Genomic DNA, 20,191 nt, shown 5'->3' with positions numbered 1-20,191 from the left:
TACCTATCTTATGAAAAAAATTGGAATTCTTGGCGGTACATTCAATCCTCCACATATCGGACATTTAATTATTGCTAATGAAGTGCTAGATGCTCTAGAGTTAGATGAAGTCAGATTTATGCCCAATCATGTTCCTCCCCATAAGGAAAAAACGGAGGAAGTTACCGATTTGGACAGGATGGCTATGCTTGAAGATGCTATAGCCGGGCATCCCTCTTTTTATATAGAAGGTATTGAAATTGAAAGAAAAGGCACATCCTATACACATGATACAATGAAATTGCTGAAAGAGCGTGAACCTGACACAGAATTCTTTTTCATCATTGGTGCGGATATGATCGAGTATTTACCTAAATGGCATCGTATTGACGAGCTAGTCAAGCTTGTGAACTTTGTCGGGGTGAAACGGCCGGGCTATAACGAAAAAACGGACTACCCTATTACGATGGTTCAAGTCCCACAGATGTTCATCTCCTCCTCCATGATCCGAAGGAAGTTAAGGACAGGGAAAACCGTGAAATACTTATTAGCCGATCCAGTGGTGAAGTATATAAAAGGGAATGACTTATATGAATCGTGAGGAAGCATTAGCGCTTGTCAGAGAACAAATCACCGAGCGTAGATATATTCATACTTTGGGCGTGGTCGAGTCTGCGATTGAACTTGCAGGACGATATGGTGCCGACGTCAAAAAGGCGGAACTCGCAGCCATTTTTCACGATTATGCAAAATTTCGTCCAAAAGAGGAAATGGAGCAAATCATCATCTCTGAAAAAATGGCACCGGACCTACTGGAATACAATATGGAGCTTTGGCATGCCCCGGTTGGTGCTTACCTGGTAGAAAAAGAGGCCGGGATCACCGATCGTGAAATACTTGATGCAATCGCCTATCACACGTCAGGCCGGGTGGGAATGAGCCTTTTGGATAAGGTCGTCTATCTTGCCGACTATATTGAACCAGGGCGTTCTTTCCCAGGGGTCGACGAAGTGAGGCAGACAGCCAAGGAAAACCTGGATCAGGCTGTCATACAGGCTTTGCGAAATACAGTGGCCTTTTTAATGAAAAGAAATCAGGCCATTTACCCTGATACATTTAAGACATATAATGATCTAATCATGAATTTGAAGGAGAAGATGTAATGACTGAACGTGAACTTCTAACAATTACAGCAAAAGCGGCGGACGATAAAAGAGCGGAAGATATCGTTGCCTTAAATATGAAGGGAATTTCCTTGGTGGCGGATTACTTTTTGATTTGTCATGGTAATTCCGAAAAACAAGTACAAGCCATCGCACGTGAAATGAAGAGCAAAGCGGACGAAGCGGGTATCAATGTTAAGCGCCTTGAAGGTTTTGATGAAGCGAAATGGGTACTTGTTGACCTAGGTGATGTGGTTGCACACGTTTTCCATAAAGACGAAAGAAACTATTACAACCTTGAACGTCTATGGGGAGATGCACCTTTCGAAGATCTTGAGGGTGAACTGACTCAATGACGTACGAACGCTTTGCCTATGTATACGATGAATTAATGAAGGATGCTCCCTATGAAAAATGGTTGTTAATTCTGACGGCGAAGCTAGAGCAATATGGAATCGAAGGAAAGAAAGTACTGGATTTGGCCTGTGGTACCGGTGAGATTACCGTTGAACTGGCACAGCATGGCTTCGATGTATCCGGTGTGGACTTATCTGATGAAATGCTGATGGTTGCCAATGAAAAAGCGGCGAAGCAAGGATTATCGATTCCTTTGTTTCAACAGAATATGGCAGAACTTGAAGGGCTTGGTCTGTATGACTGTGTCACGATTTTTTGTGATTCGCTGAACTACCTTCGCGAGGAAGCGGATATTGTAAAAACTTTCAGCCGGGTTCATGATCATTTGAAGGAAGGCGGATTATTCCTGTTCGATGTCCATTCGATTTATAAGATGGAAGAGATCTTCCACAATAATACGTTTGCCGTCAATGATGAAGAAGTCTCCTACATTTGGGATAGTTTCCCGGGGGGAGAACCATACAGTGTCGAGCATGACCTTAGCTTTTTTGTCAGGGACGATCAAAGCGGTTTATATGACCGTTTCGATGAATTACATTACCAGCGGACCTATCCGATTCAACAATACAAACAATGGTTGCAGCAAGCAGGATTCGAAACCCTCGAAATACTGGCGGACCTAGAAGAAAAACCGCCCGTTAACGAAACCGAACGAATCCTTTTTGTAGCCAGGAAATAATATGGGAAATAATAAGGGTCAGACCCCCTTTCGCACGGCGATGCACGAAAGGGGGTCTGGCCCTTATTTTATTTTTTATTGGGAAGGAGTTTTGATTTTGGTTCTCGAATAGTTAGTAAGGATGGCCAAATTGTTTTTCGACTTCTTCAAGATCTTCTGCGAATTTTTCATGTGTTGCATGAAAAAGGTGATGAAACATCTCTCCGGTTTCTGCTTCTAAAACTTTGATTCCCTCACCTGTTATCCCGCCTTTTACACACACCTTTTCCTGTAAGGTCGGTAAGGTGTAAATGCCTTTACCCAGCAGTTCCCCCAATCCTATCAACATGTTCTCCGTTAAAATCGTTGCCGTTTTTTTATCGATTTTCGTCGTGTCTACCGCCCCTTCAATAAATGCCTGTGCTAAATAGCTAAAGAATGCAGGGCCACAGCTGACTATGTCAGAAGCGACACGGGTGATGTCATTATCGATGATGGTTGGCTCTGAGATGGATGAGGCAAGCTTCTGTAGCGACTCCTGCATCTCCTTGCTGCACGTTTCACTGAAGCTCAGTAACGATACCCCTGAACCGACCCGGTTCGTTATGCTGGGAATAAAGCGTGCGCATGGCCCCTTAACTTCTGCTTCAAGCTGAGAGACAGAGAGAGGGCTTGTGATGGATATGAGTAATTGTTCCTTTTTTATATGATGTTTGATGCCCTGCAATAGGCTATGGATTTGTAAAGGTTTTACGCAGAGAAAGATAAAATCAGCTTGATGGACGACTTCAACTGCACTTGCCGCCAATTGGATGCCAGGATGCTTTTCCTTCAATACTGAGGCTTTGGAAAGCGTTCGATTGGTAATGATTAAATCCTTTGGCTTCAATACCTCCGCTTCAAGCCACGATTCTATTAAAATCGTCCCCATATTTCCGGTACCGATCACACCGATTTTCTTCATGACTACAACTCCCTTCAAAGAAGCACAACTTCTCAATAAACACTATGGCCGTTTACCCTGTCCTATGACAATGGAATGATGAAATGATACGGAAGGGGCTCAATTAATTATGGAGACAATCCTCAAAAAGAAACTAACAGTGGTAGCCGTTGCCATCGTTATTGTGGTAATAGGTTTTTATCTTTTTTTTCAACCAGAAGACGAAACGGCTGGCACAGAAGATATCTTTGCCGCTTCCGCAAACGAAGAGATGGAAGAAGAAACGAAGCCAGAAGCCGAATCGGAACCCAGAATTATGAAAGTCGATGTGAAGGGGGCCGTCCGGGCTCCTGGTGTATTTACGGCACAAGCTGGCGATAGGGTAATTGACTTGATTACCGAAGCAGGCAGTTTCACGGATAAGGCTGATAAGGATAAAGTAAACCTGGCACAGCTTGTGGAGGACCAAATGGTCATTTACGTACCGAAGATAGGCGAAGAAGATGTAGAGGGTCCTGCGAATGTTGCTGCCGCTCCAACTGGTTCCGTGGCTTCTGAAGGGGCATCTGGTGGTACGGGAAGTCAAGTGAACTTGAATGCAGCCACACAAGCGGACTTAGAAACGCTTTCTGGAATCGGTCCGTCAAAAGCCACAGCCATCCTTGAATATAGGGAGACAATCGGGAAATTCAAGCAGGTGGAGGATTTGAAGAACGTTTCTGGTATCGGGGATAAAACGTTTGAAAAGTTAAAGGATTCGATTACGGTTCAATAAATAATGAGAATGGGTACACAAAAGGACGGGAAGAAGGTAAAATTGAAGAAAGAAATTTACTGAGTCAAAGGGGACGACAACACATGAATCGGATTAGCTGGGATCAATATTTCATGGCTCAAAGCCATTTGTTAGCGTTAAGAAGCACGTGTACTCGTCTAACTGTGGGGGCAACGATTGTGCGGGATAACCGGATTATTGCGGGTGGGTATAACGGCTCGATTGCGGGTGGCACCCATTGTATCGATGATGGCTGTTATGTCATCGATAATCATTGTGTCAGAACGATTCATGCTGAAATGAACGCGCTTTTACAATGTGCCAAATTTGGCGTGCCGACAGCGGGAGCAGAAATTTATGTGACGCATTTTCCGTGTTTACAATGCTGTAAATCGCTGATACAGGCCGGGATCAAGGCTGTTTACTATGCAGAGGATTACAAAAACCATCCTTATGCTATTGAATTGTTCGAACAAGCCGGAGTTAAGATGGAAAAGGTTGAAGCAAAAGGGGCCATCGACGTGAATGGCAAAGAGAAGCAGGACTTTGTTTTATCTTTGTTAAGTCAACTGGAACAAAACGGTCTTGGAAAAGAGGTAGTTTTGGACCTGGAAAAGCAGGCCAAGCGGTTATTTGATTAGTAAATGAAAAGGAGGGCGGGCATGACCAGACACCTTCTTTTCTTAGCGGTTTCTGCCACGTTGGGCGTTACAGCCCATTCGAATTTAAGCATGAAGCTTTTAATCTGCATTTTGTTTTTCTTATGTTTTCTTTTTTACTGGAGCGGTGGAAAGTGGAAGGTCCTCATCCTTCATATTGTCATCATGGGGATCTTTATAAGCTCCGCTTCCATAACCGAAATTCGAAACAAGTCCATATATGATGGATCGGAAATTCACTTCCTCGTAACATTTACTTCCCAGCCAAAACTCGATGGGAATTTGCTAAAAGGGTTCGTCACAAGTGAACAAGGCGAACAACTCCTCTTACGATATACTATCGCTTCCGAACAAGAAAAGGAAGGTTTAAATCAGCACTTGCGCACGGGAATATCCTGTCCGATACAGGGTAGTTTGCAGGTCCCTGAGCCACACCGTAATGAAAACAGCTTCGATTACCAGCAGTATCTTTCCCGTCAGAACACCCACTGGATAGTAAAAGCCGATTCGATCTCTTTTTCAAAATGTAAAATGTCAAAGGCTTCTCTTGTCGTCTCGATTCGCAATTTTCGGATGAAAGGGATTTCCTACATCAAAAAACACTTTCCTAAAGAATCGAGTGGCTTTGTCACAGCCCTGATTTTTGGAGATCAGAGTGAAATCGATGAAGAGGACCTTACCAATTACCAGCGGCTTGGTTTGGTGCATCTTTTGGCAATTTCGGGGCTTCATGTAAGCCTGTTAACGGGCATGTTATTTTATTTGGGAATTCGTATCGGCATCACCCGCGAAAGAATGATAATCCTCATCCTGGTCTTTTTGCCGATGTATACACTATTATCCGGCGGAAGTCCTTCTGTCATGCGTTCCTGTTTGATGGCCATGTTGTTCTTTATCCTGATGCTCTTTAAAAAAAGGCTGTCAGCGAGTGTCACAATTGGCGTCATTTATCTGGTTTTATTATTTCTTCAGCCAAACATGCTTTATAACATTGGCTTTCAGCTGTCCTTCGCTGTCACATTTTCCATCATCATGTCCTCGGGCATCTTCTTGCACTATCCCCAAAAGATCATGCAGCTCCTCATCATTAGCACAAGCTGTCAATTGGCGGCCCTCCCGATATTGCTTTTCCACTTTTACGAAGTTTCCCTCCTGGGTGTCCTGTTGAATGTCTTGTATGTACCTCTTTATTCCGTGATATTGCTTCCATTTTCATTAATAACGGTCGTTGTGAATCTTTTAGTGCCAGCTCTCGGCCACCCGCTCATAACACTCCTTAATGTGACCTTCACGCTCTGCAATCGTGCCGCCGACTTGGCTTCTGATTTTCCCCTGGCCTCGGTCTCGTTTGGTAAACCAGGCTTTATCATCCTATTGTTCCTACTTGTATCGATTTTGGGCTTGTTTGTGAATTGGGAGACTTCTTTTCGCGCAAGTAAAGCTTGGTGGGGGATGTTCATTTTACTTTTACTTCTTCAATTCAATATTCAAAAGCTATCTCCCTTCGGTGAAGTGCAGATCATTGATATTGGCCAGGGTGACTCGATTTTGATTACCCTGCCGTTTAACGCCGGGAATTATTTAATTGATACAGGGGGGCAAATCACATTTCCACTGGAGGAATGGAAGAAGAAGCGAAAGACCTATAATACAGCAGAAGATACTATAATCCCGCTTTTGAAAAGTAAAGGAATCCATCATTTGGACAAGCTGATTTTAACGCATGCGGATGCTGATCATATGGGAAGTGCAAAAAAGTTGATCGAGAATTTCAAGGTGGAGGAAGTAATTATTGGTACCTGGGGCGAGGAGCAGTATCGGGATAAAGACTTTATCCCTGTCGCCCGAGACAAGGGTATAAGAATCAAGATGGTGAAAAGAGGCGACTCTTGGAGCGTTGGGGAAGCTAAATTTTATGTGTTGAATCCCCACAAGAAGGAAGAAAATACGAATGAGGCCTCCGTTGTTTTGTATGCCGAGATTGGTGGGCTTTCCTGGGTCTTCACGGGTGATATGGGTGAACCGGGGGAAATGGAGCTCATCGATGCATTTCCACAACTACGGGCAGATATTTTGAAGGTGGGCCACCATGGAAGTAAAACATCTTCTTCGATCCCCTTCCTAGAGCAAATTCACCCTAAAGCTGCCATCATTTCCGTAGGAAAGGAGAATAGATATGGCCATCCACACGGCCAGGTGTTGGAGTCGATGAAAGCAAATAAAATCATGGTGTTCAGGACGGACGAAGATGGAGCCGTCATTTACAAATATACTAAAAAGGGAGGAACCTTTCGGAAGATTCTTCCATAGTATGTAGAAATCCAAAAGAAAGAGACTGCATCAGCAGCCTCCTTCAGGGAAAAATAAGTGCATGAAAATTAGGATCCTACTGCTTTAACGACGACAGCAATGGTGAACATGGCAGCGAAAAATACAAATGAAGCGATGAATCCGATTGCGGAATCAGCGACGTCATCAGTCTTCGATTGGACATTCTTTTCGAATTCGTTCATTGTTTACCCCTCCTATTTCTGCTAATAGTATAAAACATTACCAAAAAAAAATCCACAGGTCACATTCTTCATTTCCTTTACTGACAAGAGTTGTCACAAATAGTTTGCTTAATTGAGGTCAAAATAAAAGTACAAACAAAGCAAGCACGTAATTGTTCTACATGAATGGTTATCGTTTTCAAGGAAGTTTTCCTAGGGCCTTTCTTGAGAGCGTTCATATAGATCCGGAACTAGACCTTAGGGGCTAGTTCCCTTTATAGCTTGTCAAATGGTTCCTCCCACTATACCATTAGAGAAGAATACATAAAAAAGAGGCGGATTCTATTGGTATTAGACGTTTGGAAGAATATAAAAAAAGGGCAATTCGCTCCCGTATATTTGGTATATGGAACAGAAGCCTATTTAATTAATGAAACGAAGCAACTCTTGATAGAGCATGTCCTTCATGAAGATGAAATGGATTTTAACTTTTCTCAATTTGATTTAGAGGAGACGCCAGTCGAAACGGCTCTTGAAGACGTGGAGACCCTCCCTTTCATTGGGGAAAGGCGTCTTGTTTTCATGCAGAACCCATTTTTCCTGACAGCGGAAAAATCAAAGTCCAAGGTGGAACATAATGTGAAAAGATTAGAAGCCTACCTCTCGGACCCTGTTCCTTATTCCATTGTGGTCTTGACGGCCCCTTACGAGAAGCTGGACGAGCGGAAAAAAATCACCAAGGAACTGAAGCGTAAGGCCGTCCTCATTGAGGCGAAGAAGCTGGGCGACCGTGAGCTTAAGGTATGGGTCAAAGAACGGGTCGCAGAATATCAGGTGCAGATCGATGATCAAGCCACGGAACTCCTATTGGAGCTTGCGGGTACAAACTTGATGATGCTGACGAACGAACTGGATAAAATGGCATTGTATGTAGAAGATGAGAAGCGGATAACGACGGAAGTTGTCGAAAAGTTAGTGGCTAAATCGCTTGAACAGAATATCTTTACCCTGGTTGATTCGGTCTTGCAACGAAAAATGGAAAGTGCCATGACCATTCTCCATGATTTACTTCGGCAAAATGAAGAGCCCATTAAGATTTTGAGTGTGATGGCTGGACAAGTGAGGCTCATGTATCAAGTGAAGGAACTATCTCGACAAGGGTATAGTCAGCAAAAAATTGCGGGACAATTGAGGGTGCATCCATACAGGGTGAAACTGGCCCTTGAAAAGACAGGCAAATTTCAGGAGAAAGAGCTGCTTAGCATTATAGATGACTTGGCTGAGGCGGATTATCGGATGAAAACTGGTCAGGCTGATAAAGCAATCACTTTAGAATTACTACTACTGAAATTCAGATGAAGGCTTAAAGGGGAGGGGATGGAATGATTCTTTCCCCTTTTTGGGCATAAAAAAAACGACCCGGAAGGTCGTTTCGTTTTCATTAAGCGTTAAGAGCGTTAAGTCTTTTCGCTAAACGAGATTTTTTACGGGCTGCCGCATTTTTATGGATTAATCCTTTAGATGCAGCTTTGTCTAATTTTACAGCAGCTGTTAAAAGAGCTTCTTTAGCAGCTTCAACGTTTTCTCCAGCTAAAGCAACTTCAGCGTTTTTCACTGTAGTACGCATAGTAGATCGAACTGTAATGTTATGAACGCGTTTTGTGTCGTTAGTTTTCACACGTTTAATAGCAGATTTAATGTTTGGCATTCCGTTCACCTCCTACAAAGAAATCGAGATTATATGAACTCGACTTTTCAAATCCATATCAAATAGCACAAATGATATTCTATCAGACTGCTTAAGATTATGCAATACTCCAGATTGAGAATCGAAAAGTAATTATAATTTCTGAAATTAATTCATCTCGTCATAATGTATTGTACCAAAAAAATGAATAATACAAAAGCTAAAATGAAAGAATGTTTAAGAGAGATGATTAAAATACTAGATTTGACTCATATAAACAGCAGGAGGCGCTATGGTGAAACATTTGGACCTAAGTAATTATAGTATTCGGACAGATCTGGCAATTGAAGCGAAAGAAATTGCCCTTGAAATGAAAGGTGTCGTCGAAGAGAAGGATGTCTCCCATATTGAAGGTGTGATCATTAAAGAAAAAGAAGTGGATGATTTGAAGATTTCCTTAGTTGAGGTCACGGCGGAAGGGGAAAAGGAGATTGGCAAGAAAGAGGGGAGTTACCTAACGATAGAGGTCCAAGGGATCCGCCAACAGGATACGGATACGCAGCAACGGGTGGAAAAGGTATTCGCCAACGAGTTAGCGTATTTTTTGAAAAGGAACAAGCTCACAAAGGAAAGCGGTTGCTTAGTCGTTGGTCTGGGTAACTGGAATGTCACCCCTGATGCACTCGGACCGGCTGTCATCGAAAACTTGGTCGTTACGAGACATTTATTCGAGTTGCAGCCGGAGTCGGTAAAGGAAGGATATCGTCCGGTCAGCGCAATTTCTCCCGGGGTGATGGGAATCACGGGGATCGAGACGAGTGACATCATCAAAGGCGTCATTGAAAAAAGCAAGCCGGATTTCCTTATCATTGTAGATGCCTTGGCGGCCCGTTCCATTGACCGGGTGAATTCAACCATTCAAATAACGGATACGGGCATCCATCCAGGTTCAGGGGTAGGGAACAAACGCAAAGAATTGAGCCAGGAAACATTAGGCGTCCCTGTTATCGCCATTGGGATCCCTACTGTCGTCGATGCCGTATCGATCACGAGCGACACAATCGATTATATCCTGAAGCATTTTGGCAAGGAACTGAAAGAAGGAGGTCGGCCTTCACGCGCCTTGGCCCCCGCTGGATTCAGCTTCGGAAAAAGGAAAAAGCTAAAAGATGAGGATATGCCAGGCGAGAAGGAACGAGAAACTTTCTTGGGAATGGTCGGTGTGCTTCCGGATGAAGAGAAGCGTAAATTGATTTATGAAGTGCTCTCGCCACTAGGTCATAATTTAATGGTTACACCAAAGGAAGTCGATGTATTCATTGAAGATATGGCCAATCTGATAGCCAACGGTTTGAATGCGGCGTTACATGAATCAATCAATCAAGGTAATGCGGGCTTCTACACCCGCTAAACGGCATTAGTGCCCAAAAATGGTGTTCTACCCTCTCTAGCAAAGTCATAAGTATTAGTAGACAAGCTATAGAGAGGGTGGACGGATGAAAAGGAGAAAATCTCCAGGTATTATTACAGCTATTCACGGATCAACGATTGTAAAAACGTTTCTAGGTATCCTAGCCTTGCTTCTTTTTGTTTTTTCCGTCAGCGGGGTCATGACTTCATTACGGCCGGAATATCGCATTACCTCGAATTCCGTACATACTGTCGCTAACCAATTTTCAGGTAAAATGCTATTTTCGATGCTGGCCAATGAAAACCATTACTTCTTCAGTGCCTTGCCTGAAGGAAAAGAACAATCGATTGTCATGGAGCAGTTAGTAAAGCTTTCGACCAACATCTCAATGGAGGATCCCCGTAGTTTGCTAGGTCGGGAATTACCAGGGTTCTCGATTTTTGATAACGAGATCCTTGTCGCAGGTGAAGGAACGAACTATACGAATATGCCGTATGAATCTCCACCACCTTTAGAGGTGATGAATGATGAAAGAGATGCATCACTGCAAAATCTGGATGAAATAGAAGAACCTGATAAGAAGACAACGCCCAATCAACCCAAGCAAACGACAAATGGCCGCAAGGTGGTAGAAATATATCATAGCCATAATCGGGAGTCGTACCTGCCTTATCTAAAGGGTGTCACCGACCCAGATCTTGCGTATCATTCTGAAATCAATATTACAAAACTCGGAACACGGATGACCGCCGATCTCGCGGATAAAGGTATAGGAGCCTCTCTTAATAAAACGGATGTGATGGGGAACTTGAATAGCAAGGGCTTGAATTTTGCAAAAGCGTACCAGGAATCACGTAAAACCGTTCAGACGGCAATGACGAATAATAAGGATATAGAATATCTCATCGATATCCATCGTGATTCCAAAAGGAAAAAACATACGACGATCACCATTAATGGCAAACAATACGCCAAGATAGCTTTTGTTGTGGGAGGGGACAACCCGAATTATGAAAAAAATGCGGCACTTGCCAATAAAATGCATAAAGCGTTAGAAAAAAAATACCCTGGTATCTCGCGTGGGGTCATGAAACAGGGCGGGGCAAGAAATAATGGAGTTTACAATCAAGATTTGACGGGTAATGCAATGCTTTTGGAAATTGGAGGCGTCGATAATACATTCGAGGAAATGTATTTAACGGTCGACGCATTCACTGATGTATTCAGCGAATTGTATTGGGATGCTAAGGCTGTGGATGGCATCAAGGGAGAATCGGAAGCAAAGTAATTTGGAAGGAGCCTCTATCATGGTTCGATTTTGGTTGAAATGCACGGGCGTTTTACTTATTTTGTTTTTAGGTGTACTTATCGGGATGCAGCAGGCAAACGACGGCATGAAAAAAATGAAAGGGTATGAAGACCCCGCTTTAAATAGTGCTTTCACCATTAACCAATCGGAGCACGGAGAAATGGAAGCGGATATCCTTGGGCAAAAAGTGACGAGTCATGATATAGAGACGAAAAAAGAAAAGCTGGAGGAAATGAAAGCTTATAATTTTTTCTCCTCCCTTGGCAAGAGTCTGGGTGAAACCGTATCAGCAGCTTTTAACGCACTCTTTAATATGATTTAGTAGTAGGATAATCCGGTAGAAAATTCTAGAAAAAGGCTCCATTCAAATTGAATGCAGCCTTTTTTGCTATCTCCTTCTACATAATGGACTGTCCTTGTAACTATTCTGTTGAATCTTGCATTTTCTATTGATATAATGAAAAATAGTGTATTGTGTCGACTATTGGGAGTGAACGTTATGAATAGAGAAGAGAAATTAAAAAGACAATCAAAGATTCGTAACTTTTCCATCATCGCTCATATTGATCATGGTAAATCAACATTGGCGGATCGTATCATAGAAAAGACGAACGCCATGACTCAACGTGAAATGAAGAGTCAATTGTTAGATTCTATGGACTTAGAGCGTGAGCGTGGAATTACGATTAAATTGAATGCGATTCAATTGAAATATAAGGCGAAAGATGGCGAAGAATATATCTTCCATCTTATCGATACACCGGGGCACGTAGATTTCACTTACGAGGTTTCACGAAGCCTTGCTGCGTGTGAAGGTGCAGTCCTTGTCGTGGATGCTGCTCAAGGCATCGAGGCCCAGACGCTTGCCAATGTTTATTTAGCATTGGACAATAACCTGGAAATTTTACCTGTCATCAATAAGATTGACTTGCCAAGTGCCGACCCTGAGCGGGTCCGTGGTGAAATCGAGGATGTAATCGGTCTTGATGCATCTGATGCCGTTTTATGCTCAGCTAAAGCTGGAATTGGAATTGAGGATATTTTAGAACAGGTCGTAGAATTGGTTCCTGCACCTCAGGGTGATCCGGACGGACCGTTTAAAGCACTTATTTTTGACTCCGTATTTGATGCTTATCGCGGTGTAGTAGCTTACATCCGGGTTGTTGAGGGTTCTATAAAATTGGGCGATAAAATCAAGATGATGTCCACTGGTAAGGAATTTGATGTGACCGAATTGGGCGTCTTCAATCCGAAAGTCCAAATGCTTGATGAACTGACAGTGGGGGATGTAGGTTTCCTGACCGCAGCCATTAAGAATGTCAGTGATACGACTGTAGGGGATACGATTACGAGTGCCAATAATCCCGCGACAGAAGCCTTGCCTGGTTACCGGAAGATGAATCCGATGGTTTATTGCGGTTTATACCCGATTGATGCATCTAAATTCAATGATTTACGTGATGCTTTAGAAAAACTGGAGTTGAATGATTCAGCGTTGCAATTCGAGGCAGAGTCTTCTCAAGCGTTAGGATTTGGTTTCCGTTGTGGCTTCCTTGGCCTTCTTCATATGGAAATCATTCAAGAACGTATCGAGCGTGAATTCAAAATTGATTTAATCACGACAGCACCAAGTGTTATATATGACGTTATCCTTACAGATGGAACGTCCATAAAGGTGGATAATCCATCCAATATGCCGGATCCACAAAAAATCGAAAACGTCGAAGAACCTTATGTTAAGGCGACCATGATGGCACCAACAGAATTTACGGGAACCATCATGGAAATCTGCCAAAACAAACGTGGGAATTTCATCGATATGGAATACGTGGATGAAACGCGCGTAAGTATCCATTATGAGATTCCGTTGTCAGAAATCGTCTATGATTTCTTTGATCAATTGAAATCCAATACAAGAGGGTATGCTTCATTCGATTATGAGTTAATCGGATATAAGCCATCCAAACTTGTCAAAATGGATATCTTATTGAATGGCGAAACGGTCGATGCATTAAGTTTCATCGTCCATAAGGACTTTGCTTATGAACGTGGAAAAATCATCGTTGAAAAATTGAAGAAATTGATTCCAAGACAGCAATTCGAAGTGCCGATCCAAGCGGCTATCGGACAAAAAATCGTGGCCCGTTCTTCCATTAGTGCCATGCGTAAAAACGTATTGGCTAAATGTTACGGTGGCGATATTTCCCGTAAACGTAAATTGCTTGAAAAACAAAAACAAGGTAAAAAGCGGATGAAACAAGTTGGTTCCGTTGAAGTGCCACAAGAAGCCTTCATGGCTGTCCTGAAAATGGATGACACGACTCCAAAAAAATAAATGATAGTAGAAAAAAGAGGGTAGACAGGATCTAGCCTCTTTTTCTATCGGTCCATTCGATTAAATAAAGGTTGTGAACTTAATGATTAAAAGTGCTTACCTGCATATCCCGTTTTGTGAACATATTTGCCACTATTGTGATTTTAATAAAGTTTTCTTACAAGGGCAGCCCGTTGATGAATATTTACGGATGATGAAAAGGGAAATGGAAATGCAACTTGCTAAATATCCGACAACGGAACTGGATACGGTCTTTGTTGGTGGGGGAACACCCACCTCACTTGATGAAAAGCAGCTATCCTTCCTTTGTGAGGCCATCAATGAGACCCTCCCTTTCGATGCCAAACAGGCTGAGTATACGTTTGAAGCCAATCCCGGGGACCTTTCGAGAGAAAAGCTTGAAATCCTCTTTCAAGCAGGCGTGAATAGGCTAAGTTTTGGGGTACAAAGCTTTAATGACGAATTATTGAAGCGCATCGGCCGAACACATCGGGCATCCGAGGTGTATGAAACCATTCAGTTGGCTCAGGATGTGGGCTTCACCAATATTACGATTGACTTGATTTATGGATTACCGGGGCAAACTATGGAAGATTTCGAGGATACACTCGCGAAAGCCCTTGCCCTGCAACTTCCTCACTATTCCAGTTATTCCTTGATCGTCGAACCAAAGACGGTCTTTTACAATCAAATGCGTAAAGGCACATTGAATCTCCCTCCACAGGAACTAGAGGCTTCCATGTATGAGCGGCTGATGGAAGAGATGGAGAGGCATGGAATGCATCAATATGAAATCAGTAATTTTGCTCGCCCCGGTTTTGAAAGTAAGCATAATCTGACATACTGGGACAATAAAGAGTATTATGGCATCGGTGCTGGAGCTCATGGATATACGGGCGGCAAAAGAGTGGCCAATCATGGTCCGGTAAAAAAATACATCACTCCTTTGCTAAAAGGTGAATTGCCTGTTTTAGATGAACATCCTGTGCCGCTCTATGAAAAAATGGAAGAAGAGATGTTTTTGGGGCTCCGGAAAACAAAAGGCGTCTCCCTAGAAACATTCAAAAGCAAATTTTCTGTAGAAATGAAGGAGATTTTCGGGGAATCGCTCGAAGAACAAATGAAAAAGGGGTTACTCACGATTGAGGACGGGTTCGTAAGCCTGACTGAGCGTGGCAAATTGCTTGGTAATGAAGTGTTTCAATCGTTTTTGGGAGTGGTTGATACGGATTGATGGAAATCTCTTGTCCTATAAACGGTAATTTAGCGGTTTTCATTATTGACATCATCAGCTTCATTTGATAATTTATTAGTATATTAGCACTCAGGAAGTTAGAGTGCTAACAGAGGTGATCATACATGCTAACTGATCGTCAATTATTGATTCTGCAAGTGATAATCGAGGATTTTATCCATTCAGCCCAGCCTGTCGGGTCGCGAAGCTTGTCGAAGAAAGATGAAATTACGTTCAGCTCGGCCACTATTCGCAATGAAATGTCTGATCTTGAAGAATTGGGTTTTTTAGAAAAAACTCATACATCTTCAGGAAGGGTTCCTTCTGAAAAAGGGTATAGATATTATGTGGATCATTTACTTTCTCCTCAAGCTCCAAAAAAGAATGAAATGAAATTGTTGAAATCCGTGTTCGTGGAGCGCATTTATGAACTGGAAAAGATTGTCCAAAAGTCAGCTAAGATACTCTCTGAATTGACGAATTACACGGCAATCGTTCTTGGCCCCAAAGTCAATGAACATAAGCTGAAAAAGATTCAAATCATTCCATTGAGTCCTGAAACGGCAATTGCGATCATCATCACTGACACAGGCCATGTTGAAAATCGAATGATTTCCCTGCCTCCTTCTTTCGATATCAATGAAATCGAGAAGGTAGTCAATATTTTAAATGCCCGGTTAGTGGATGTACCGCTTGTCGAGCTGAAGGATAAGATCTATAAGGAAGTGGCGGTCTTATTGAGCCATCACATCCATAATTATGGATCGGTCGTTTCCGTTCTTGCGGACACCCTCACGGATACGAAACCGGAAAAAATATTTTTCGGTGGTAAAACGAATATCTTGAGGCAGCCTGAGTTCCATGACATTGCAAAAGTCAGCACACTTTTATCCATGATCGAACAGGAACAAGGATTTTATGATCTCATTACGAAAAACCCATCTGGCATTCATGTCAAGATTGGCCGTGAAAATCAAAATACAGTCCTTGAGGATTGTAGTTTGATTACCGCGACGTATTCAATCGGGCAGGAACAAGTGGGCACCTTGGCAATATTGGGTCCAACTCGAATGGAATATTCGAGAGTAATCAGTCTCCTTTCTTTTTTCTCGAAGGATTTAACGACGTTGATGACAAAGCTGTATCAAAAATAGGAGCAAAGGTAATAGTAAGGTGGCGGTAAAAGGGTTACCACCGCCCAACCTATTACTTAAGCATAAATTTGTATAATCCTTTAGGGGAGGTGAGATTGTGGAAAATAAAAACAATGAACAGACATTAAATAATGAAACAATCGAGGAAAGCACGGAAGAAGCGGTTTTTGCTGAAGAAGTGAATTCATCGGAAGAAACTCAGGAGGAAACTCCGGTAGAAAAAGATGAGCTACAGTTGGCTCAAGAAAAGATTCAGGAACTAGAAGCTAAAATCGAAGAAATGGATAACCGTTACCTTCGTTTGCAAGCTGATTTCGATAATTCTAGACGCCGTGCAAAGCTTGATATGGAAGCGGCTCAAAAATATAGAGTGCAAGATATTGCTGGGAATTTGGTCGAGGCTCTTGATAACTTTGAAAGAGCGACTAAAATCGAAGCGGATAATGAGCAAACAAAGTCCCTTCTTCAAGGCATGGAAATGGTCTATAAAGGCATTATTGGTGCATTGGCGAAAGAAGGCATCGAACCGATCAATTCTGTCGGTGAAGAATTCGATCCGCGTTTGCATCAAGCCGTCATGCAAGTTCAAGATGAGAACTTCGGTTCGAACATCGTTGTGGAAGAATTCCAAAAAGGATATCTTCTTAAGGACCGAGTGATTCGCCCGGCCATGGTAAAGGTAAACGAATAAAGAAATCATTACATATAAATATTGGGAGGTAGTGTAACAATGAGCAAAATTATTGGTATTGACTTAGGTACTACAAACTCTTGCGTATCTGTACTTGAAGGCGGGGAACCAAAAGTTATCCCGAATCCAGAAGGAAACCGTACAACACCTTCTGTTGTGGCATTTAAAAATGGGGAACGTCAAGTAGGGGAAGTGGCCAAACGCCAAGCAATTACGAACCCGAACACAATCATTTCCATTAAACGTCATATGGGTACTAACCATAAGGAAGTAATTGATGGAAAAGAATATTCACCGCAGGAAGTATCTGCAATCATCCTTCAATACTTGAAATCTTATGCTGAAGAATATCTTGGAGAAAAAGTAACAAAAGCGGTTATCACCGTTCCTGCTTACTTTAATGACGCTGAACGTCAAGCAACTAAAGACGCTGGTCAAATTGCTGGTCTTGAAGTGGAACGTATTATCAATGAACCTACAGCTGCAGCACTTGCTTACGGATTGGATAAAACGGAAGAAGACCAAACCATCCTTGTATTCGACCTTGGTGGCGGTACATTTGACGTATCCATCATGGAACTTGGAGACGGAGTATTCGAAGTACGTTCAACAGCTGGTGACAACCGCCTAGGTGGAGACGATTTCGACCAAGTAATCATTGATTATTTAGTAGAAGCATTCAAAAAAGAGAATGGCATCGATCTTTCTAAAGACAAAATGGCTGTTCAACGTTTGAAAGATGCAGCTGAAAAAGCGAAAAAAGACCTTTCAGGTGTAACTTCAACTCAAATTTCATTACCTTTCATCACAGCTGGGGATGCTGGCCCACTTCACTTGGACGTAACGATGACTAGAGCTAAATTTGATGAGCTATCATCAAGTCTTGTTGAACGTACGATGGGACCTACTCGTCAAGCATTGAAAGATGCTGGACTTTCAGCTTCAGAAATCGATAAAGTCATCCTTGTTGGTGGATCTACTCGTATTCCTGCAGTAGTGGAAGCAATCAAAAAGGAAATCGGTCAAGAACCTAGCAAAGGTGTTAACCCTGATGAAGTAGTAGCGATGGGTGCTGCCATTCAAGGTGGCGTGTTAACTGGAGACGTTAAAGACGTGGTTCTTTTAGACGTAACTCCACTTTCCCTTGGAATTGAAACAATGGGCGGTGTATTCACTAAGTTAATCGACCGTAATACAACGATTCCGACAAGTAAATCTCAAGTGTTCTCAACAGCAGCAGATAACCAAACAGCTGTGGATATCCATGTTCTTCAAGGTGAACGTCCAATGTCAGCGGATAATAAAACGCTTGGCCGTTTCCAATTAAGCGATATTCCACCTGCACCACGTGGAATTCCTCAAGTAGAAGTAACATTCGATATTGATAAAAACGGTATTGTTAATGTTCGTGCAAAAGATCTTGGTACAAACAAAGAGCAAGCCATCACAATCAAATCATCTTCAGGTCTTTCTGATGAAGAAATCGAGCGTATGGTACGCGAAGCAGAAGAAAATGCCGATGCTGATAAACAACGTAAAGAAGAAGTGGAACTTCGTAATGAAGCCGACCAACTTGTCTTCCAAACGGAAAAAACGCTTAAAGATCTAGAAGGTAAAGTAGACGAAGCGGAAGTAACAAAAGCGAACGAAGCGAAGGATGAACTGAAAGCTGCAATCGAGAAAGATGAGCTTGAAGAAATCCGTACGAAAAAAGATGCTCTAAACGAAATCGTTCAAGCTTTAACTATGAAGCTTTACGAAGAAGCGGCTAAAGCACAGCAAGCTGCCCAAGAGGGTGCTGGTGAAGCTGGAGCTCAAGACGATAACGTCGTTGATGCAGAATTTACAGAAGTGAACGAAGACGAAAAAAATAAAAAGTAACCCTTTTGGGATGCTGAAATAGTGGGTAGTGAAATGCTGCCTGAAGTAGAAAAGTCAAAGTCAGGTTATCTTGGCTTTGGCTTTTTTTACAATGGATGGAGCTAAATATAGGAATGATAGGGCTATAAAGAGATGAAATGACAGTTTGAGGGGACATTCCCACTTCTTTTATGGATGGGTGTTCAAACTGTTTGTGCTTTTCTAGTTGATTATTATCTTCCTACAGTGATAATATAATCTTTATGTGAATCGAATCGGGAGTGGATTTAGATATGAGTAAACGCGATTATTATGAGGTGTTAGGCCTTTCGAAGAGTGCTTCGAAGGATGAAATCAAGAAAGCGTATCGAAAGCTCTCCAAACAATATCACCCTGATATTAATAAAGCAGACGATGCTGCGGATAAATTCAAGGAAATTAAGGAAGCTTACGAAGTATTAAGCGATGAACAGAAAAAAGCCCATTATGATCAATTTGGGCATACGGATCCGAATCAAGGCTTCGGTGGTGGTCAAGACTTTGGTGGTTTTGGCGGATTCGAAGATATTTTCAGTAGTTTCTTTGGTGGTGGAGGTCGTAGAAGAGATCCTAATGCACCTCGTCAAGGGGCCGATCTGCAATATACGATGACGCTTTCTTTTGAAGAAGCCGCATTTGGGAAAGATACAGAGATTGAAATTCCACGTGAAGAGAATTGTGATACATGTAAGGGCTCAGGTGCAAAGCCTGGTACAAAAGTCGAAAACTGTTCACACTGTCACGGAACTGGTCAGTTAAATGTTGAACAAAATACAGCTTTCGGGCGTATCGTTAACCGGAGAGCTTGTCACCATTGTCAAGGAACAGGTAAAATCATTCCGAATAAATGTTCAACGTGTAAAGGTGAAGGAAAAGTTCAAAAACGTAAAAAAATTCAAATCAAAGTACCTGCAGGTATCGATGACGGACAACAGCTTCGAGTTTCCGGTCAAGGGGAGCCTGGAATCAATGGTGGCCCATCCGGAGATCTATATGTAGTCTTCCATGTCCGTACTCATGAATTCTTTGAACGGGATGGCGATGATATTTATTGCGAAATGCCGATTACATTTGCCCAATCTGCGTTAGGAGACGAAATTGAAGTCCCAACCTTGCATGGCAAAGTTAAATTGAAGATTCCTGCCGGTACACAAACTGGTACGCGTTTCCGTTTAAAAGGAAAAGGCGTTTCGAATGTCAGGGGCTATGGACAAGGCGACCAGCATGTAATCGTATTGGTGGTCACTCCAAAGAAATTGACGGAAAAACAAAAAGAACTTCTTCGTGAGTTCAGCGAAATCAGTGGCCAAGCAGGCATTGATGAACAAGAAGATGGCTTTTTCTCGAAGGTAAAGCGTGCTTTTAAAGATAGATGACTAAAAGTA

20 protein-coding genes are annotated in these 20,191 nt (G+C 42.4%); 17 read left to right on the top strand and 3 right to left on the bottom strand.

The genetic code is table 11. The features are described from left to right. Nucleotides 1-10: 10 nt before the first annotated feature. The 4 genes from ACQKL0_RS05575 to ACQKL0_RS05560 are packed head-to-tail and all read left to right on the top strand — an operon-like array spanning nucleotide 11 to nucleotide 2,238. The gene (locus ACQKL0_RS05575; RefSeq protein ID WP_402869641.1) at nucleotides 11-580 is read left to right on the top strand and encodes a nicotinate-nucleotide adenylyltransferase; all 570 of its coding nucleotides are present in this window, start codon (nucleotides 11-13) and stop codon (nucleotides 578-580) included. After that, entirely contained in the window at nucleotides 570-1,142 is a 573-nt protein-coding gene (gene yqeK, locus ACQKL0_RS05570) for a bis(5'-nucleosyl)-tetraphosphatase (symmetrical) YqeK (protein WP_402958372.1), read from the top strand. The genes ACQKL0_RS05575 and yqeK overlap by 11 nt, the downstream gene beginning before the upstream one ends. After that, nucleotides 1,142-1,498, top strand: a complete 357-nt coding sequence (gene rsfS, locus ACQKL0_RS05565) for a ribosome silencing factor (protein ID WP_402869637.1) — start codon at nucleotides 1,142-1,144, stop codon at nucleotides 1,496-1,498. The genes yqeK and rsfS overlap by 1 nt, the downstream gene beginning before the upstream one ends. Continuing rightward, nucleotides 1,495-2,238, top strand: a complete 744-nt coding sequence (locus ACQKL0_RS05560) for a class I SAM-dependent DNA methyltransferase (RefSeq protein WP_427686566.1) — start codon at nucleotides 1,495-1,497, stop codon at nucleotides 2,236-2,238. The genes rsfS and ACQKL0_RS05560 overlap by 4 nt, the downstream gene beginning before the upstream one ends. A gap of 112 nt (nucleotides 2,239-2,350) precedes the next feature. On the opposite strand, the gene comER is transcribed toward ACQKL0_RS05560, so the two are convergent. Continuing rightward, nucleotides 2,351-3,181, bottom strand: a complete 831-nt coding sequence (comER, locus tag ACQKL0_RS05555; protein ID WP_402958376.1) for a late competence protein ComER — start codon at nucleotides 3,179-3,181, stop codon at nucleotides 2,351-2,353. A gap of 109 nt (nucleotides 3,182-3,290) precedes the next feature. Between comER and ACQKL0_RS05550 the strand changes: the two genes are divergently transcribed. From ACQKL0_RS05550 to ACQKL0_RS05540, 3 genes are all read left to right on the top strand, one after another. Continuing rightward, complete coding sequence (locus tag ACQKL0_RS05550) at nucleotides 3,291-3,935, top strand: helix-hairpin-helix domain-containing protein (protein WP_427686564.1); 645 nt, start codon at nucleotides 3,291-3,293, stop codon at nucleotides 3,933-3,935. Between the two features lie 83 nt (nucleotides 3,936-4,018). Then, nucleotides 4,019-4,576 (top strand): ComE operon protein 2, encoded by a 558-nt coding sequence (locus ACQKL0_RS05545; protein ID WP_402958381.1) that lies wholly within the window; start codon nucleotides 4,019-4,021, stop codon nucleotides 4,574-4,576. Between the two features lie 21 nt (nucleotides 4,577-4,597). Next, nucleotides 4,598-6,904, top strand: coding sequence for a DNA internalization-related competence protein ComEC/Rec2 (locus tag ACQKL0_RS05540; RefSeq protein WP_427686562.1), 2,307 nt, complete (start codon nucleotides 4,598-4,600; stop codon nucleotides 6,902-6,904). Nucleotides 6,905-6,972: 68 nt separating this feature from the next. Here ACQKL0_RS05540 and ACQKL0_RS05535 read toward each other — a convergent pair whose 3' ends face one another. Continuing rightward, entirely contained in the window at nucleotides 6,973-7,107 is a 135-nt protein-coding gene (locus tag ACQKL0_RS05535) for a YqzM family protein (RefSeq protein WP_402869625.1), read from the bottom strand. Between the two features lie 324 nt (nucleotides 7,108-7,431). Here ACQKL0_RS05535 and holA point away from each other — a divergent pair, with 324 nt between their 5' ends. Next, nucleotides 7,432-8,445, top strand: coding sequence for a DNA polymerase III subunit delta (holA, locus tag ACQKL0_RS05530; protein ID WP_403079291.1), 1,014 nt, complete (start codon nucleotides 7,432-7,434; stop codon nucleotides 8,443-8,445). Nucleotides 8,446-8,527: 82 nt separating this feature from the next. Here holA and rpsT read toward each other — a convergent pair whose 3' ends face one another. Next, a complete protein-coding gene (rpsT, locus tag ACQKL0_RS05525) occupies nucleotides 8,528-8,794 on the bottom strand; it encodes a 30S ribosomal protein S20 (RefSeq protein WP_402869621.1) in 267 nt (88 codons plus the stop codon). Between the two features lie 271 nt (nucleotides 8,795-9,065). Between rpsT and gpr the strand changes: the two genes are divergently transcribed. The 9 genes from gpr to dnaJ all read left to right on the top strand — a co-directional run bounded on the left by gpr (nucleotide 9,066) and on the right by dnaJ (nucleotide 20,182). After that, complete coding sequence (gene gpr / locus ACQKL0_RS05520) at nucleotides 9,066-10,184, top strand: GPR endopeptidase (protein ID WP_402869619.1); 1,119 nt, start codon at nucleotides 9,066-9,068, stop codon at nucleotides 10,182-10,184. Between the two features lie 85 nt (nucleotides 10,185-10,269). Then, nucleotides 10,270-11,472, top strand: coding sequence for a stage II sporulation protein P (spoIIP, locus tag ACQKL0_RS05515; RefSeq protein ID WP_427686560.1), 1,203 nt, complete (start codon nucleotides 10,270-10,272; stop codon nucleotides 11,470-11,472). Between the two features lie 19 nt (nucleotides 11,473-11,491). Next, the gene (locus ACQKL0_RS05510; protein ID WP_402958389.1) at nucleotides 11,492-11,815 is read left to right on the top strand and encodes a YqxA family protein; all 324 of its coding nucleotides are present in this window, start codon (nucleotides 11,492-11,494) and stop codon (nucleotides 11,813-11,815) included. A gap of 177 nt (nucleotides 11,816-11,992) precedes the next feature. Further along, nucleotides 11,993-13,828 (top strand): translation elongation factor 4, encoded by a 1,836-nt coding sequence (gene lepA, locus ACQKL0_RS05505; protein WP_427686558.1) that lies wholly within the window; start codon nucleotides 11,993-11,995, stop codon nucleotides 13,826-13,828. Between the two features lie 82 nt (nucleotides 13,829-13,910). Beyond that, nucleotides 13,911-15,062 (top strand): radical SAM family heme chaperone HemW, encoded by a 1,152-nt coding sequence (hemW, locus tag ACQKL0_RS05500; protein ID WP_402986311.1) that lies wholly within the window; start codon nucleotides 13,911-13,913, stop codon nucleotides 15,060-15,062. Between the two features lie 125 nt (nucleotides 15,063-15,187). Further along, on the top strand, nucleotides 15,188-16,216 hold the full coding sequence (hrcA, locus tag ACQKL0_RS05495) for a heat-inducible transcriptional repressor HrcA (RefSeq protein WP_402869608.1): 1,029 nt from the start codon (nucleotides 15,188-15,190) through the stop codon (nucleotides 16,214-16,216). Nucleotides 16,217-16,310: 94 nt separating this feature from the next. Next, complete coding sequence (gene grpE, locus ACQKL0_RS05490) at nucleotides 16,311-16,907, top strand: nucleotide exchange factor GrpE (RefSeq protein WP_402869898.1); 597 nt, start codon at nucleotides 16,311-16,313, stop codon at nucleotides 16,905-16,907. A gap of 39 nt (nucleotides 16,908-16,946) precedes the next feature. Further along, a complete protein-coding gene (dnaK, locus tag ACQKL0_RS05485; protein ID WP_402869607.1) occupies nucleotides 16,947-18,788 on the top strand; it encodes a molecular chaperone DnaK in 1,842 nt (613 codons plus the stop codon). A gap of 272 nt (nucleotides 18,789-19,060) precedes the next feature. Beyond that, nucleotides 19,061-20,182: a molecular chaperone DnaJ gene (dnaJ, locus tag ACQKL0_RS05480; protein ID WP_427686555.1), complete on the top strand. Its 1,122-nt coding sequence runs from the start codon at nucleotides 19,061-19,063 to the stop codon at nucleotides 20,180-20,182. The last annotated feature ends 9 nt before the right edge of the window (nucleotides 20,183-20,191 follow it).

It is taken from the genome of Peribacillus sp. NPDC097264, from assembly GCF_050277925.1.
GTDB lineage: Bacteria > Bacillota > Bacilli > Bacillales > DSM-1321 > Peribacillus.
The sequence above is the reverse complement of the archived record's forward strand: the minus strand, read 5'-3'. Positions and strand labels throughout refer to the sequence as shown.

Bases quoted from the DNA above. Each gene is read 5' to 3' on its own strand.
- ACQKL0_RS05545 (WP_402958381.1), top strand. From the start codon at position 4,019: ATGAATCGGATTAGCTGGGATCAATATTTCATGGCTCAAAGCCATTTG.
- spoIIP (WP_427686560.1), top strand. From the start codon at position 10,270: ATGAAAAGGAGAAAATCTCCAGGTATTATTACAGCTATTCACGGATCA.
- ACQKL0_RS05575 (WP_402869641.1), top strand. From the start codon at position 11: ATGAAAAAAATTGGAATTCTTGGCGGTACATTCAATCCTCCACATATC.
- yqeK (WP_402958372.1), top strand. From the start codon at position 570: ATGAATCGTGAGGAAGCATTAGCGCTTGTCAGAGAACAAATCACCGAG.
- hemW (WP_402986311.1), top strand. From the start codon at position 13,911: ATGATTAAAAGTGCTTACCTGCATATCCCGTTTTGTGAACATATTTGC.
- dnaK (WP_402869607.1), top strand. From the start codon at position 16,947: ATGAGCAAAATTATTGGTATTGACTTAGGTACTACAAACTCTTGCGTA.
- ACQKL0_RS05560 (WP_427686566.1), top strand. From the start codon at position 1,495: ATGACGTACGAACGCTTTGCCTATGTATACGATGAATTAATGAAGGAT.
- hrcA (WP_402869608.1), top strand. From the start codon at position 15,188: ATGCTAACTGATCGTCAATTATTGATTCTGCAAGTGATAATCGAGGAT.
- rsfS (WP_402869637.1), top strand. From the start codon at position 1,142: ATGACTGAACGTGAACTTCTAACAATTACAGCAAAAGCGGCGGACGAT.
- ACQKL0_RS05540 (WP_427686562.1), top strand. From the start codon at position 4,598: ATGACCAGACACCTTCTTTTCTTAGCGGTTTCTGCCACGTTGGGCGTT.
- ACQKL0_RS05510 (WP_402958389.1), top strand. From the start codon at position 11,492: ATGGTTCGATTTTGGTTGAAATGCACGGGCGTTTTACTTATTTTGTTT.
- ACQKL0_RS05550 (WP_427686564.1), top strand. From the start codon at position 3,291: ATGGAGACAATCCTCAAAAAGAAACTAACAGTGGTAGCCGTTGCCATC.
- lepA (WP_427686558.1), top strand. From the start codon at position 11,993: ATGAATAGAGAAGAGAAATTAAAAAGACAATCAAAGATTCGTAACTTT.
- rpsT (WP_402869621.1), bottom strand. From the start codon at position 8,794: ATGCCAAACATTAAATCTGCTATTAAACGTGTGAAAACTAACGACACA.
- ACQKL0_RS05535 (WP_402869625.1), bottom strand. From the start codon at position 7,107: ATGAACGAATTCGAAAAGAATGTCCAATCGAAGACTGATGACGTCGCT.
- gpr (WP_402869619.1), top strand. From the start codon at position 9,066: ATGGTGAAACATTTGGACCTAAGTAATTATAGTATTCGGACAGATCTG.
- dnaJ (WP_427686555.1), top strand. From the start codon at position 19,061: ATGAGTAAACGCGATTATTATGAGGTGTTAGGCCTTTCGAAGAGTGCT.
- comER (WP_402958376.1), bottom strand. From the start codon at position 3,181: ATGAAGAAAATCGGTGTGATCGGTACCGGAAATATGGGGACGATTTTA.